The following is a 16,898-nucleotide window of genomic DNA, read 5'->3' as shown; positions in this document are numbered from 1 at the left end:
CCCCTCCTGCCTTCAGGGGAAACCCTGACCGGCCCCCTCTGACAATTCAGTAGACTGGGTGCATGACAACCCCAGTCCGGTCCGATGAGATGCCCCTGATCTGCATCTTTCGCCTCCAGAACGATGGAAGCCTGAAGCAGACCTCCTGGTTCATGGAACCCAGCGAGGAGGTGTTCGGGGCACTGCAATACGCCAGCGACAACCTGCAACTGGCAGACAACCATGAAAACAACTTCCTGCGCCTGAATGATTATCGCCTGCGCATCATGCGGGAACTCGGAGACCAGGGTTTCAGTGTGCTGGTGTACAGGGACATGCCTGAAGAGCCCCTGGAACACGCCACCGACAACGTTTTCTACTCGGTCTTCAAGTACTCGGCCATCGGGATGGCCCTGGTGGGCATTGATGGCCGCTGGATGCAGGTCAATGACGCCCTGTGCGACCTGCTGCAATACTCCCGCGACGAACTCCTCAACATGTCCTTTCAGGAAGTCACCCACCCCGAAGACCTCAACGAAGACCTGAATTACCTGCAACTTTTGCTGGACCGCAAAATCGAAACCTACCAGATCCTCAAACGCTACATCACCCGGGAAGGCAAACTGCTGTGGGCACAGCTGAATGTCTCCCTGATCTGGCGAAGAGATGGCACCCCAAGGTTCCTGGTTGCCCAGATACAGGACCAGACCGAAAGCATCCAGTACCGGGACCACCTCGAAAAACTCAATTACGACCTTGAGGAAGCCCAGAAAACCGCCCGCATGTCCACCTTCCTGATCGACCTGCAAAACCACACCATCACCTTCTCCAAAAGCATCCGTGAACTGGTGAGCCACTGGAAGGGCACCATGCGCTTTCGCAGCCTGCAGCAGGACTTCAGTGCCGACCAGTATGAGGCTTTCTTGAACTGGATCAGCCGCAGCCAGGACTCTGGCAAACCCGAAGAACTCGAAGTCCAGCTCAGCGGTTTCTCCAGTGCAAAGCTGGTCTTCAAGGGCAGGCTCGACCAGCACGACAAGAATCGGGTGCTGGGGGTGGTACAGGGGTAGATTTTTCTGTGAAGGGGTGGGCATTTGAGGTTACTGAGGCCAAGATCCCCCTGCCTCTCACTGGCGTTCGAGGCTGTCCCCCTTAAAGAAGGGGGACTTGTTGGGCGTCTGGGATGGTCTCCAGTAAAGGCCACCATCAACCCCCCTTCGTCAAGGGGGGACCGTCTTGAGGATGCGCAGCATCCTACAAGACAGGGGGGATTTACTGCACCTGCACCCGGTACAGGAAGTACCCTCCCTGGCTGGGTTTCACCACAGTGCCATTTCCGCAGATGAAATCCAGGTTGGCCGTGATGGTGGTGGCATTTTCGGCGGCAAGGTCGAAGCTGGTTCCTGAGGGGCAGAACAGGCGCACCTCTCCGGTTCCGAAGACATCGGCAACCACTTTTGTTTCACTGGGCACAGGGTCAGACAGGATCACTTTGGAGATGCTGGCCAGGCCCAGGTTGGTGTAGCTGATCTTGTACTCCAGAACCTGTCCTACAGTGGCAGGGGCGTTGCTGCTGAACGTGCCTCCGGTGCTGATGTTGCGCACTTCCTTGACCAGTTTCAGCTGGCCTCCAGTGGCACTCTGAATGGTGGTGGTGTCTCTCACACTGACCGGGTTGGTGACGGATGAAGTGCTCCACAGCAGGTTCGCAGTGAAAGGCGCACTGTCGGTGGTTCCAGCGGGCAGGTTGGATGGGATCAGCACCCGCACCATCACCTGGCAACTGGTCAGGCTGCCGTCCTGGTCTCTGGGCCAGCTGGAGGTCACGTTGAGCACAGTGCTGGCAGTGGCTTTTTCGCTGTCGGAGAAAGTACCGTCGCAGTTCAGGTCGGGGTAGAACTGGTACCTCAGGGCTCCGGTCATGCTGAAGGTGGTGGTGCCGAGGGTTCCGGGCTGGTACTCGTGGATGTACTCGACCGTGCTGGGGCTGAAGGCCTGCTGGCTCTGATTGCTTCTGAGGATGCTGGGGCGCACCACCCCGAAGTTCAGGCTGTCCTGGGCGTTTCCGAGGGCCAGGGTCAGGCTGCGCTGGGAAGCTGCGCTGTCGGTGAAAGAGGTGGCTTTGACGATGGACGCTCCAGCAAGGTTCGTTCCGGTGGCAGGACGTTCAGGGTGACTGATGGTCACAGAGGTGCCTGCAAAAGCTGTTCCCAGGTAGAGGGTGTAGCGTCCAGTGGCGTCTGTGAGCACGTCTCTGGTGTTGCTGCCACTGGCTGCGGTGACTTTCACTCCACTGATTCCAGCTTCCTGTCCGTCTTGCAGAGCGTTGTTGGCGGTCCCTGCAGTGCGCCCATCGTCCCTGAAGACCACGCCAGAAATGCGGATGCCTTTGAAGAAGCCAAAATTCACATCGGTCACATCGAATCCGGCAATGGTGGCAGAGATCTGGGAGGGATTGGGACTCACAGTGATGAAACCAGCAGGGGTGGCGGGAGTGGTGCTGCTGGCACTGCCCGTCACGATCACGCTGTAGTTGCCGGGAGGAAGGGCAGTGAAGCTGTAAGTTCCTGCCCCGGCGTTCACGGTGAAGGTCTTGTAGACCTGGCTGTTCTGCAGCAGGTTCACGTACACGGCGCTGCCCCCCACCCAGTTCTCGGGGTTGGTCTTGACGCGGTTGGTGTCCACATCCTCATACACGCTGCCAGAAAGGGTCTGTCCTGCAATGACCTGCTGGTTGGCACTGAATTCACTGGTGCCATAAGTGGCCAGGGTGGAGGTCAGGGTGATGCTGTCCGTGGTGGTGAGTCCACTGACCGTGAAAAAGCAGTTGAAGGTGCCGCTGGCAGCTGTGGTGCAATTTCCCAGGTATCTGGAGGCTTCACCGTGAGGCACGGAAAGGCCATCGCCAATTTCCACTGCGCCGTTCTGGTTGGCAGGGTCGTTGTCTGCAGTGAAGACCTCGATGGTGAAGGTGCCTGCGACTGGAGCTGCTGCCCTTCCGACCTGCCCCTTGATCTCCAGGCTGGTTCCAGTCAGAACCGCATAAGTCAGGGTGGGGTAGTCAATGGCCTGGTTGCCTGCAGCAGCGGTGTAAACACTGTCGTCGGGGGTCACGCCATCTCCTGCAAGCTGGTTGGTGCTGTCGTACCGCAGGTCAATGCCCAGCGCAGTGTTGTCGTAAATCAGGTTCTGGCTCAGGGTGTTGTTGGAGGCCCCTCCACCCACCAGAATCCCGCTTCCGAAATTGCCCACGATCAGGTTCTGGGACAGGGTGTTGCCGCTGGTCAGCAGACGCACCCCTGCCAGGGCACCCTGCTGGTCCAGCACATTGCTGTCCACGGTGTTCTGGCTGAAAGTGGCCGTTCCGGACCTCACACTGAAACCCGTGCCACGGTTGCTGGCAATGCGGTTCTGGGTGCTGGTCACAGCCCCGGTGCCTGCCTGGGTGAAGGCAGCAACAGCTGGAAATTCGAGGGCGTTGTTGCGAATCTCGTTTCCAGTGAAGGTCCCTGCGCTGGTCCCGGCAAGGTAAATCCCGTAACCTCCAGAGTGGGCGAAGATGTTGCGGGTCACGCTGAGGCCTGTGGCATTGTTTGCACCCAGCAGGGCAGAGACAGTGCGTGCAGAGGCTCCGGGATCGGTCAGGCTGGCTGCTGTGGAGCCAAACACGTTCAGCTGCACGCTGGCAGAGGCGGCATTGATCTGCAGGGCACCGCTGGGTGTGTTGCTGTCTCCTGCACCAAATCCGTACAGGGCCAGGCCCCGGATCTGGTTGCTGCTTCCAGTCACGATGATGCCCGAGCTCAGGCTGCGAGGACCAGAAATCCGCACTTCAGGGCCAGGGATCTGGTTGAAGGCCACACTGGTGCTGCCCACCGTGCCCCCTGTGCCCAGAGACACTGCATTGGTGTTCCCGATGTTCACCGTCTGGGTGGTGGCATCCAGTGAGGTGCTGGGACCGCTCATGGTCTGGGTGGAGGTCAGGTTGATGACGGCCACCCCACTGGTGAGCTGCGCAGCGGGAATCATGAAGATGCTGTTTTCCACTCCAGCAGGCAGGGACTCGGTCACCCCTGTGCTGCTGAGGCGGTTGCCCACCTGGGCCATGGTGCTCTCGTCTCCCAGGGCGTTCGAGTTGAGGATGAACTGGGCCACAGACCCCTGACCAGAGGGATTGGTGTTCACGATGGTGCTGAAGTTGAACCCGAAGTCGATGTTCTGGATGGCGTAACTGGTGATGGTCACACTGCTCACCGACTGGGCAGTCTGGGTGCTGGTGGTCAGGCTGGAGAGGGTGGCACTGGTGGTGTTGCTGGGTGCATCCACCTTGCTGGGGTCTTCGCCGCCCACCTTGTTGGTGACCGGGGTGACGGTGGACCCGGAAGCGGTGGTCCGGTACGTCTGAACAGGCAGCAGGGCACTGGTGTACCCACTCCGGGCACTGCTCACAGTGCTGCTGACAGCACGGAAAGTGTAGCTTCCTGCAGGAAGGCTCAGGAAGTAGTCTCCCACCCCGTTGGTGGTGGTCGAGGTCAGGAAGTTGCCTGCACTGTCGTACACCTCAACGCGGGCATTGCCCCGACCAGAGATGCCCGTTGACGTGGTGGGGCGTCCGGGTCCACCGCCATAATTCAGGTCGGTGAAGACCTTCCCGGAGATCTCGTAGGACAGTCCTGCACCCACCTGCACCACCACCGATGCACTTCCTGAGGCAATGGAGTAACTCTGGTTGCTGATCAGGGTGTTGTAGTCAATGGTGGCCCGGTTGTAGATGAAGGTGCCTGTTGGGGTTCCTGCCCCGATGGTCACCCGAAAGCGCACCTCGGTGGAGGCATTGGGATCGAAGGTCCCTCCTGCGCTGCTGTTGGCTCCGGTTCCAGCCCTGACCCGGATGCAGTTGGCAGAACTGCAGAAAGCGCCGTACTCTCCACGGTCATCGGCACTGGCATCGGTGACGGCTGCCCCATCGATTTTCATGCTGCCTGCCACATAGGTGGTGTTCTGGGGAATGGCATCGCTGAGGGTGACGTTGGTGGCCTGTCCCAGCCCCTCGTTTTTCAGGGTGATCACGTACTCCAGCTGGTCTCCCGCGGTGATGGTGCCACCGTTGACATCAATCACCCCTTTGGTGGTTTTCATGTCTGGCTGGTAGATGTCCGTCGAGAAGGTGATCATCCCTGGAAAATACTGGTCCTGGGTGGTGGTGACCCTCAGGTAGGCTGTGCGGTCTCCGTTTCGCAGGGGGTTGGCCGGGCTGGTGGTTGGGGTCAGGGTGAAGAAGTCCACGTCCACACCCAGGTTGTTGGTGTAGTTGGGGTCCTTGGCATTGAAGGTGACGCCCCCTCGACTGATGGTGCTGTTGAAGGAGTTGGTGCTGGGGTTCTGGGCATCGGCGAGGGTGATGTAGGTGCTGTTGTCGCGGCTCATCTGCATCACGTCTCCGGTCAGTCCCAGGTCCCCCTCGTAGGACATCACACCCACTTCGGTGTTCACAGCTCCCTGCAGGGGGGTGGTGAAGCCTGAGACCGGAATGGTGGCGGTGGTGAGGCCCCCGGTGTTGGTGGAGATGTTCAGGTAACCGTCGAACACGGTGATGTTTCGGGGCTGGGTCTGACCAGGATCACGGTAGACCACCACGAGTCCCCACACAGCATAGGTGTTGGTGACGGTGTCGCCCACAGTGGCCCGCACCCCCCCGATGGTGTAGGTTCCGGCTCCAAAGGTTCTGAGCTGGGTGGTGACATCCACAAAGGACTGGTAGTCTGCTCCCGTCACGTCGGTCTGGTTGGAGGTGAGGGTGCTGTAACTGCCACCTGGGGTCTTGAAGCGCACCTGACGGCGGTCGGTGTTGTCGGTGGAGGTGTTGTCGCGGGCAGACCAGTACAGCCCTGCCCACAACACCGTCGAGTTGGCAGGCAGGGTCAGGGTGGCCGTCGAGGAGTTGTTGTAGGTGGGGGAGTCTGAGGCGTCCACATCCACATAGCTACTCCCGTGGTTGTTGTTGTTGTTGTCTGCCAGCACGCTTGCGGTGCCACTGCGGGCCGCAAGACAGCTGCTGGCTCCGGTGGCCCCGGAGTTGGTGGAACAGGTCATCAGGGTGTTGCCGATCACCTGGATGTTGGCGGTGTCGGTGACGTTGTACCTGGGCGTGAAGTTGCGGATCACCTGGGCACTGGCAACCTGCAAGACCAGGGCCAGCAGCAGAAGGAGGGGAAGAAGAATTCGACGCATCATTTGTCCTCGTGTTTGAAGCTGTTGTCATCCAGCAGGAAATCGAGTCTGAAGTAAAATCCGGCCTGGCTGTCGATGGGTGCAATTCCAGTAAAGCCCTGGGGATTGTATCCCACAGTGGCCCACACTCCATTCCACACATTCACGCTGCCCTCAATGCCATATCCGAAGGCCTGAATTCCGGTTGCGGGCTGGGTCATGTACCTGAGCACGGCCCCCAGTCCAATCCTGTCGGTCACGAACAGGTTCGCTCCAGCGAGGCCCTGAATCGTGAAAGCACTGGGGTCATTGAGCAGGTAACGGGCATCCACCTGACCCCGGATCTGGTAATTCCGCTGCACAAAGTTCCCGGCGATGTGGGCACCAAATTGTGCTTCTCCTCGGGCCAGTGTGCCATCCGAGTAGTTCAGGGAACCCAGCAGTGAAGCGCTGTTCATGCGGCCTGCGAAGTTCAGGTTCAGGCGTGTCCCCAGGCCACCTTCGCCAAACTCTTTGAGGGCATCAAAGCCCAGGGTCCACTGGTCGCTGAGTCTTCCAGTCATGCCTGCATGCACAGAGAACTTGCTGCTGCTGCCCGAGTTGGCGTAGTCCAGACCGAGGCTGCTGTTGAAGTTCTGGGCGTTGTATTTCAGGGTGCTGCCTGCCCCGAAGGTCACCTGCTCTTTTGAGAGGTCTCCGGTCATGCTGCCTTTCAGGTCCACACTCCAGCGGTCATCCAGGGGAAGCACGGTGTTGCCAGCAAGGCGGGCACGGTTGCCCTCTCCGGTGCTGCTGGGCAGTTCATACCCGATGCTGTAATTGGTGTTGCCCATCACGCTTTCCAGCCCGATGAAGGCGGTGTTGCTGCCCCCCCAGGTGTACTCGTCTCTGAAGACCGCACTGGTGTTCTGGTCCAGTTTGTACGCGGCTTTGAAGGTGGTGACGCTGGGTTCTCCCGAGAAGTTGATCTGCTGATCCAGAGAGACTTTCCAGGGGTCCTGGTCGTAGGCTGCTCCCAGAAACAGGCTGTAACTGCTCTTGACCCCGAAGGACTTGCCCACACGCACAGAGGCACTGAAGGGATCTTCTGAGTACTGGATGCCGGTTCTGATGCTGGCACTTTGCATGCCACTGAAGGTGTCGTAATCGGCCTGACCCAGCCAGGACCAGTGGGAATCAAAACGGTAACTGGCCTGCAGGTTGAGGTGCTCACCGTCCTGCTGTCTGTCGAGCCCGGTGTAGCCTCTGGACTGCACGCCCCCTTTGATGGAGATGTTCCAGGGAAGGCTGTTGATGGCAACACTCGCTGCAGAGCGGTATCCCTTGTAATCGGTGCTGGCCTGGAAATCGGTTTTGGTGGTTGCACTTTTCGCAGAGAAGACCACGGTTGCCGTGGAGCCTTCAGGCAGGTGCACAGCGGCAAGTTTCAGGCTGGTGTTCTCGGTTTTCTTGCTGACCTGCACGCCCCAAGCGGTGAAGTTGGAGGTCTCGGCATCGGTGGTGTAAGTCACCTTGACCCGCACAGGGTTGAGGGCTTCATCCAGGGCAATCAGAGGGCGTCCAAATTCGATGATCCCGTGCAGGTAATCCACGGTGTAATCCACCCCGTAATTCAGCACCCTGATGACCTCTTCACCTTTGATGGTGGTGATGAGTTCAACCCGTTCGCTGGAGGTGTTGATGTTCCCGTCAGGCAGGGCGTAGGTTCTGGCTCCCACAGGGGTGATGGTGAAGGTGCGGGAATGACCGGGCACCAGACCCACAAAGCCTGACACCTGCCCGTCTCCAGTGGTCTGGGCGCTCAGGTAAACGTGATTCTGGGACACGGGCAGGGCGTCCACCGGAACGGCCCCTTCGCGGTAGCTCACTTTGAAGTCCGGGTGATCGTACTGGAAAGCCACCGGAGTGTCCCCATAAAGGGGTTGCTCCTCGATGCTGGCGTCCCCTCTGAGGGCAAAATTCTGGTTGGTGTTCTTCTCCAGACCGGTACTGTTGATGGCCATTTGAAGCTGACCTTCACCCAGAGGGGTTTCCAGGTAGGCTGCCCCTTTGCCCTGAACGTTGAAGGGAGCCACATGTGCAGTGATGCTGGCCAGACCCACACCCACCTGACGGGTGCTGAACTGCAGAGACACATCCTGGGTCTGGGTCAGCTGATCCATCTTGAGGGTCAGGTTCAGGGGTCTGGTGCTGGTGGTGGGGCGCAGTTCAAGCAGGGCCTCACCATCCACCATGCGGATCTGGTAACCCCCTTCAAAGGGGTTCACGTCAGGCTGGTTGGGTTCCAGGCTGGACAGCACATCCACAAAGCCCTCACCGCTGGGAAGCCCGCTGGCATCTCTGGCAATGATCTTCATGCGGATGGGGGTGATGCCGTCTGCCAGATTCTGCACAGGCTCAACGGTCAGTTTCACGGGAGCACTGGCCAGATGCACCTCGATCTGCTCCTGGCCAACGGTCAGGGTGTTCCTGCCTTTCTGGAGTTGCAGACCCACGTACTCAAAAGTGGCAATTCCAGAGTCAGGATCAAGGCTTCTCAGGCCGATGGAGGCGTCCTCCACAGGTTGACCGTTGACCAGCAGGGCACCGTCCTGATCTGCAGGCACCTGCACCTTCACCGAGATGCGGTCCCGGTTGCGGAAAACCGTTCCTGCCAGCGGCAGTTTGATGGCACCAGTGTTTTCGGTTCTGGCATGGATGGGCTTTGCGTACTGGTAATCAGAACGGTGAAACGGTCCAGCCAGCACTTCAGGTTCACGGTTGCTGACCAGGGCCACCACGGTGGGTTCTGCGACATCGGTCAGGGATTTCTGGTGAACCACCTGGTACTTCAGGGTTCCGCTCTGCACGGCCTTGACCTTCCAGTACAGCACCCCGTCGTTGCCGATCAGGGGATCGGGCAGGGCTTCACCATTCAGGGTGCTGCTGCCCGCCTGGTATTCGGTCCCGGCAGGCAGGGGATGAGCAATGATCAATTCCTGAGCGGTGCTGTTCTGGGTGAAAGGCAGCTCGAATTCGCTCTCACGGGTGAGGGTGTACACGTTGGCAATTTCGCTGGAGAGCTCCACCGGGGTGGCCACCACGGTTTCACCCATGAAGGCGGTGAACTGCTGGGTTCTGGTGCCGGGTCTGGTGAACTTCGCATCGAACTCCACGGTGCCCTCTTCGAAGGCTTCCAGGTTGATGATGCGGGTCTCTTCTTCAGAGAGCTGCACGGTGTCGTCGTGCTTGCCTTCCAGACGAAAAGAAATGGGTCTGGGCAGGGGATTTTTCACGGTCAGGGTGTAGGTGGCGTTCTCACCCATCTTGATTCTGTCTTTGCTCAGTGCCAGTTTGAACTGGACCAGGGCACGGGTCACAGGAACATGCTGCACCTGCTCGCCTGCCTCACTCTGCAGCACGCTTTTCAGGCTGCCCGTGGCTTCTGCGCCGTAGGTGGTCTCGGCCAGGAACACATGGGAGACTTCCTGACCGGGCTCCAGGGTGCCGGTGAAATCCACATCAGACATGGGTTTCAGGAAATCCCCGAGGTCGTTTTTCAGGGTGTAGTTGGCGGTGCGGGTTCCGGTGTTTTTGACCGTGACCCTCACGGTTTGCTGCTCACCGGGCAGGGCAGGGGACTGGATGCCAGAAACGTCCATTTCCAGATTGGGCTGGTTGATGCCGATCACTGTTTCAGTGCGGCTGTCTCCAGAGCTGCTTTTCAGCAGGGTGCGGTACATTGTGCGCCCAGGGGCATCTTTGTTCACTTTGATGGGCACAACGAAGGTTTTTGCTTCGCCAGCACCCAGAGAAAGCTTTTCTTCAAGCTTGCCTGCGGTGATTCCGGTGTCGGTCAGACCGGTGAGGGTCAGTTCACCGCTGGGCGCGGTTCCGGCGTTTTTCACGGTGACTTTGACGGTCATCTCGCTGCCAGGGTCCACCAGTGGGCTGGAGGGGGTCACTTCCACCTGCAGCAGGGAACTGTCGAACACGGTCACCTGCTGGGTTGCCTGCTGGTTGAAAGGGCTGAGCTGGGCAGTGGCGACAGCAGCGCCAGGTCTGGAGGCATGGGCCACCACAGTGAGTTCTGCAGGACGGGTCTTGCTGATGGGACGGGTGACTTCCAGTGCATCCGCAGAGGTGAAACCTTCGGGAAGCCGGATGGACAGGGTGGCAGGAATCAGGCTCTCGAAATCGGTGGTGGCCACCGCTTTGAATGTGAAGCTTTCAGAGAGGGCACCTGAGGCTTTCTCCACTTCCAGTTTCACCTGGGTCTGGGGCACGAACTCCAGATGCACGTTGCTGCTCTGACCGGGCTTCAGGTTGACCTGGGCAGGTGCCTGCAGGGTGGTTCCGGACAGGGCTGCTGCTTTGACCTCCAGGTTGCCTGCATCCATCACGTAGACGGCACCGTGGGCAGGGACAGCTTTCTGTTGCCCGTTCACGGTGCTCTGGACGCCCACATGGCGGTTCTCGTCCGGCAGGGCCAGAAACGCGGCAATGCTGACAAAAGCAGGGGTTTTCTCGGTGACCGGGTAGAGGTCCAGCGTCTCACCAGACAGGCTGGCTTTCAGCACACTGGGATCAGTGTCGGTTTCGGTCTGTCTGCCAGAGATCAGGTAAGGACCATTTTCGCTGCTCAGGGGCAGATCCACGGGCAGTTGCAGCACCTGGGTGCTTCCCTTGCTGTCGGTGACTTGCACTGTGGTGTCCACGCCTGAATCGGCATCCATTTTCAGGTGGGTGCCGTCTTTCACGTCACTCAGCAGCATCAGGGGCTGAAACTGGTCGCCGTGCAGAGAGAAATTCAGTGCAGGGTAAGAGACATGACCTTGAGAAACGCGCCATTGTGCACTCTGGGAGATGGCTTCAATGGTGTGGCTTCCCGCTTTAAGGGGTGCTTCAAATACAGTGGCCCACTGCTGGGTCAGATCAAACGCCTGCCCCTCAAAACGGGCCAGTCCAGCCTTCCCACGGCCCTGGAGCTGAACAGTACCGTCCTGTTCGAGAACGACAGTGGCCTGATCGGCACTCCAGTTGCCCTCGCCAGCTGAAAACTCGGGCAGAACAGCCCGAGCAGCAAAGGACATGGAAGTCAGTAAAAAGGTCAGTGAGGTCAGCAGGCGTTTCATTTCACGTTCCACGATACTTCGGGGTCCGTTACGGCACTCTCGCCCACTTTTGTTAAGACGAATTCATATTGGACCTGATGCTCACCAGCAGCGAGAATTGCATCTGAGAGGGTATTCTTTCCAGATACCAGTTGGGCATTCTGGGGAAGGGGATCGTCCAGCAGGAAGTCTTCCAGGGTGTCTTTTGCACTGACGTTCAGGGTCACAGTGTAGCGGCCTTCAGCGTTTCTGCTGACGCTCTTGTGGACCGTCACAGGACCAAAGTTCAGGCGGGTGGAGCGCAGGGTTTCGGTTCTGGCCTGGGCAGCAATCAGGGGGAAATCCAGGGTGGAGAGACCGTAGATCATTGAGGACTGGGTGCCCCGCTGACCGCCATCCTGAGGGGTTGCCCTGGGAGCGTAGGTCACCGAGTTGGGGTCAAGCCTCACAGCCCACACCCCGGCTTCCAGGCCATCGAAGCTGTATCGGCCCTGTTTGTCGGTGAGGACCATGCGGCCTCCAGCCAGAATCACACGGGCTTTTTCAATGGGTTTATCCACTTCAGGCTCGAAGGTGCCGTTGTCGTTGCTGTCCAGGTACACCCGGCCCACCAGGGTGGCGATGGGGTGGGCCATTGCGCCAACCACTTTTGCAGTGGCAACGGCAGTGGAGTGCATGGCGACCACGGTGGCCTGGGTGCTGCTCATGCCCATGGCGGTGAATTCAGCGGTGTTCTGGATCTTCTCGGCCACACCGGGATTGACGCGGGTGTTGAAAGTCACGGTCAGCACGGCTCCCACCTTCATGTCGGGGAGGCCCGTCCAGGTGATCTTCTGGCCCTCAACAGTGGGGTCCCTGAAGGCCACGCCATTGACTTTCGAGCTTCCAGCGACATAGGTCAGGCCCTGGGGCAGGTCATCCACGATCTTCACCTGGGACAGGGTGCCGTTCACGCTCTTGTTGGTGGCGGTCAGTTTCCAGCCAAGCTGGTCCCCGATCATCACCTGATCCTGCAGGGCTGCCTTGGCAAACAGGATGCCAGAAGACCACACACCCACGTTGACCTCATTGGAGAGCCTGTTCTTGATTTCATCGCTGGTCAGGGAGAAGGTGTTGCGCAGCACAGCTCCATCTGCAAGGTCCTGGTTCAGTTTTACCGTCACCAGGATGCTGTTTTTTCCTTGCTTCAGGTCTCCAATGTCCCAGCTCAGGCCCGTCTGGTTCTCAGGGAGCGCGGTGGTGCTGCTGGGGGGCACAGAGGCACGGACAAATTCCAGGCCGCTCACCAGGGTGTCTTGCACGATCACATTGTGCAGATCCACACCAGTGGTGTTGTTGTACTCCAGCACGTAGGTGAACGCTTCACCAGCGAGGTAAGGACCAAACACAGGGGCACTCCCACGGGCGTCTTTGATGCTCTTGGTCAGGACCACAGCCTCACCAGGGAGCAGGCTCAGTTTCACGGTGTCCCAGGTTTTGTTCACCGGACCGTGGGCAGAGGTGGCGGTGAGCTGGAAATCCACGTTGCCAGAGGCCACAGCGCTGCTTTTCTCGTAGCATACCCAGTAGTTCACGGCTTCGCGGGCCTTGAGGTGCACAGGCTGGGCCAGAGGCAGGCGGTAGACGTTCAGGAAGACCGCATTCCAGCCTTCGGGCACTTCTGCCGTCAGGGTGTAATCGTCCTCGCTGTTGGAGGTGTTGAGCAGGGTGTGCTCGAAGCACATCTCGGCATCGGGGAGGGTGATCTCCTGGGTCTGGCGGTCTCCTTCAGAGCCTTCAGGGACTTCAGGATCATTCACTGGACCGAGGGCCACACCATACTGGGCTTCGATTTCAGTGTGGGCTCGGGCTTCCACCTTCAGTTGAGCCCCACTCAGGCTGTCTGCAGTGGCTGTTGCAAGGTTTTCATGGCTGCCTGCGAGAGCAAGGTCATCCACCAGCAGCTGGAATTCCAGGGAAACCTGCTCCATCGGGGCGAGCTCGGAGAGGGTGCCAGAGACCTGACCATCCATTTCTTTGACTTCGGGGTTGCTGTTCAGGGATTTGAGAGATCCGGCGACAAAGCTGAAACCTTCCAGGGAGGTCTGTTTCAGGTTGTCCAGGATCTGGAGGTTTTTCAGGTAGGTGTTTCCAGTGTTCCTGACCATCAGGTTCACGGTGACCTTCTCGCCTGCCTTCACAAGGGCAGGGGTCATGGTCTTGGTGAGGGTCATGCTGGACTGGGCATTGAGTTTCAGCTGGAAGACGTTGTTGTCATCTTTTGCACCATCCGCACAGCTGGCGGTGGGGTCCAGAAACGTGTCGCCACTGGCTTTCACGGGAACGGTAAAGGTCATCAGCAGCCTGACCGCATCATTCATCTTGACATCATGGCTGTTCTGTTCTAAGTCAGCGCTGTCGAGCTGGCCATTGCCGTTCGCATCCAGGTAAAACTTCACATTTTCAGGGGTCCAGCTGGGATTGAACTGGGTCCAGGAAAGGGCAAACGAGCTGTTCTCGTTGCCGGTGTTCTTCAGGGTGAGGGGCACCACCACTTTGCTTCCAGGCAACACCTCGAACACCTGGGCGGGCTTTGCCAGATCGCCATCGGGGGTGAGCGCGGGGCGGCACAGGGCCGTGATGATGGTGTTCACTGCATTGCTTAAAGTGGTTTCGCCACCACCCTCCACCAGGGCCTGATTGGTCAGGGTTGATCCGGCGGGGGTGATGGCAAAAGCTGAACCGAGGGTCAGGAGAGAAACTGCGGAGAGAAGACGTTTGTTCACCTGAAACCTCGATTCATTGAGAAATGTCGTCATTTGACAGCAGCATTTGACAGAAGAAGGGGAGGGTGGATTGCCCACCCTCCCGGCGTGGATCACTGAACTTTGACTTTGAAGATCACGGTGCCGACGGCGCTGGGGGCCAGGGTGTCAGCCGCGGTGATGTTGCCGTCACTGTTGGTGTCGAAGGCCACGAAGATGGTGCGGTTGCTGCCCCACTCGGTGGCATCGATCACGCCGTCCCCGCCAGCCACGCTGTTGAAGGTGGCCCAGGTTTGACCGCCGTCTCTGGACACCAGAACCTGGGTCTTGCTGACGCTGGCAGCGGTGTCGATGTCGAGCTGGAAGAAGTCGGTGTAGTTGGGGGTGGGGTCAGACACGATCACCTTGCTGATGGGCTGGGTGCCGATGTTCTGGGAGGAGATGGTGTAGGTCAGGATGTCGCCGGGCTTGGCGGTGGCTTTGTCCACAGCCTTGCTGACTTTCAGGTTGCCCCCGATCACTGCGGTGGAGTCGTTGGCACTGATGGTGGCTTCCTGGGTGTAAGTGCCGGTCACAGCGTTGTTGTAGTCCACGCCTGCGGTCACAGCGACGGTTTCAGCGGTACCGATGGCGGTTCCAGCAGGGACAATCACACGCACCACGATGGTTCTGTTGGTTCCAGCGGCAAGCACGAAGGAATCAGGGTTCACAGCGAAGGAAGCGCCGCCATCGGTGGAGATCAGGTAGGTGAAGCCCTTGGTGCTGGTCATGGAAGCCAGATCGATGATGGCAGGAGCGTTGCCGGTGTTGGTGACGGTGTGGGTGTACTCGATGGTGCCAGGAGCACCCACGGTTCCGCTGCGGTCAGGCAGCATCTGCACACTGTTCACGGCGTTCACATTCACAGGGAAGGTCATGGTGTCGGACAGGGTGGGGGTGTTGGTGCTGGTGACGGTCACAGGGATGTTGTCCACACCGGGCACGTCGCCGTAAGGAGGAGTCAGCACAACCACGTACTTGGTGGTGGTTCCAGGGCCCATCAGGGGGGTGGAGTTCACAGCCACGCCCACTTCACCTGCATCAACCACACCGTCGTTGTCGGCGTCGTTCCACTGGTAGACGGTGGCGGTGTAACCGGGGAAACCGGAGAGGTTGGGGGTGAGGTTGTAGGCGTCGTTCTGCTGGCCGTTGTTGGTGACGGTGAAACCGTAGGTCACGCTGGTGCCGGGGTTGGTGTTCTGGCCAGGCGCAGTGTCGTTGGCAGGATCAGCATCAGCAGTGGCAGGGGTGGCATCTGCATCAAGACCGTAACCGGACTGGATGGCGGTGCCTTGAAGGGTCACCGAGTCCACACCGTCATTCAGGGTGGCGTCGTTTCCGGTGGGGTTGCCCACACTGGTGGCGGTCAGTTTCACGCTGGGAGTGTTGCCAACAGTTGCGGTGGTGGGCACCTGGCACTTCACCACGATGTCCTGGGTTGCACCGCTGGCCAGAGGACCGAAGGTGGAAGGCATGGGGGTGATGCCGTCAGGGTAGAACAGCAGGCAGTTCTGCAGATCAGACAGGCTGGAGGTGGCGAGGGTGAAGCTGTCAGAGACGTTACTGTTGTTGGTGACTTTCACATTGAAGGTCAGCACACTGCCCTGGTACACGGTGCCAGAGGCGGTGATGCTGTCGCCCGTCAGACCGTCGGTGGCCTTGCCGCTTCCATTGTCCTTACCTGCTGCGATGGCATAGATGGTGGAGATGGTGTTGGTGGTCTGGTTGGAGGTGGAGTTTTCAGCGGTGCCGTCCCCATCGGTGTCCACGGTCAGGGTGGCGGTGTTGTTGATGCTGGTGTTGGCAGGGATGGCGGTGTTGGCGTTGCCGTCGGTCACGGTCACACGGAAATCCAGGGAGTACTGGGCGGTCTGGGGGAAGAAGGCCCTGGAGGTCGCGTGGTTGGGGTTCTCGATCAGGAGACCAATGCGGGTGGCACTGGCAGAGGCCGTGGTGGTCCAGGCACTGCCCACGTAGTAGTACACGCTGACGGTCCCGGCACCTGCGCTGGCGTTGGGGGTGTAGGTGGTGTCCAGCACGGTGTTGGCAGGCAGGGTGTCAGACACGAAGATGCCGTTTTTGGTCAGAACCACATTGGAAACAGAGCTTGCAGCGCTGCCGCCGTTGTTGGTGCCTTTCAGGGTGTAGACGATGGTGTCGCCTTCTTTGATGGAGGCAGGACCACTGGCGGTCTTGTTGAGGGTCAGCACAGCCTTGGTGGTGACATTCACACGGGCAGTGTTGTTGAGGGTGGTTCCCGTTCCAGCTTCAGCGAAAGAGCCAGAGGTGGCGGTGCTTCCGGTGCCGACCAGGTTCAGATCAACGGTGTTGTTGTTGGTCAGGGTGCCGGGGGTGGTCACAGCGGCGACCAGTTTCACCACTTCATCAGGTGCAAGGCTGATGGAGGAAGAGGTGATTTCGGTTTCACCACTGTCCACCAGACCGTTCTGGTTGGCGTCGATGTAGAGTTTTTTGGCAGAGAAGTTGCCGCTGTCTCCAGTCAGGTCGTTCAGGCTGAAGGACACGGAGATGTTGGCGTTACCGGTGTTGGTGACGGTGTAGGGGAAGTACACTTCCTGTCCAGCCAGGGCGCTCTTCTGCTGGGCAGGAGCAGTTCCGGCAGAAGCCTCATCCGGGGTGATGCTGAAAGAAGGCAGTTCCTGAACGACGGTGATCACCTGATTGGAAACGGTGGACTGGGCACGGCCCTGATCATCAATGTAGCTGGCAGAGGCAACGTTGCGAATCTCGGTTCCAGCGAGTGTGCCTTTGGCCTGCGCTGCGGCGGCGAGGAGGAGAGCAGTGGAGAGCAGCAGTTTCTTATTCATGGGTC

The 16,898-nt window shown here is 59.2% G+C and carries 5 protein-coding genes; 1 reads left to right on the top strand and 4 read right to left on the bottom strand.

What is annotated here, in order from left to right; genetic code table 11:
• The first annotated feature begins 62 nt into the window (after positions 1-62).
• A complete protein-coding gene (locus DC3_RS24785) occupies positions 63-1,049 on the top strand; it encodes a PAS domain S-box protein (RefSeq protein ID WP_146889927.1) in 987 nt (328 codons plus the stop codon).
• Positions 1,050-1,251: 202 nt separating this feature from the next.
• Here DC3_RS24785 and DC3_RS24780 read toward each other — a convergent pair whose 3' ends face one another.
• The 4 genes from DC3_RS24780 to DC3_RS24765 all read right to left on the bottom strand — a co-directional run bounded on the left by DC3_RS24780 (position 1,252) and on the right by DC3_RS24765 (position 16,893).
• Entirely contained in the window at positions 1,252-6,213 is a 4,962-nt protein-coding gene (locus DC3_RS24780) for a beta strand repeat-containing protein (RefSeq protein ID WP_146889924.1), read from the bottom strand.
• Entirely contained in the window at positions 6,210-11,261 is a 5,052-nt protein-coding gene (locus DC3_RS24775) for a COG1361 family protein (protein WP_146889922.1), read from the bottom strand. Before DC3_RS24775 ends, DC3_RS24780 begins: the two co-directional genes overlap by 4 nt.
• Before the next feature lie 38 nt (positions 11,262-11,299).
• Entirely contained in the window at positions 11,300-14,047 is a 2,748-nt protein-coding gene (locus tag DC3_RS24770) for an isopeptide-forming domain-containing fimbrial protein (RefSeq protein WP_186816245.1), read from the bottom strand.
• Between the two features lie 92 nt (positions 14,048-14,139).
• Complete coding sequence (locus DC3_RS24765; protein WP_146889916.1) at positions 14,140-16,893, bottom strand: beta strand repeat-containing protein; 2,754 nt, start codon at positions 16,891-16,893, stop codon at positions 14,140-14,142.
• Between the last annotated feature and the right edge of the window lie 5 nt (positions 16,894-16,898).

The organism is Deinococcus cellulosilyticus NBRC 106333 = KACC 11606, from assembly GCF_007990775.1.
Classification (GTDB): Bacteria; Deinococcota; Deinococci; order Deinococcales; family Deinococcaceae; genus Deinococcus_C; species Deinococcus_C cellulosilyticus.
The sequence above is the reverse complement of the archived record's forward strand: the minus strand, read 5'-3'. Positions and strand labels throughout refer to the sequence as shown.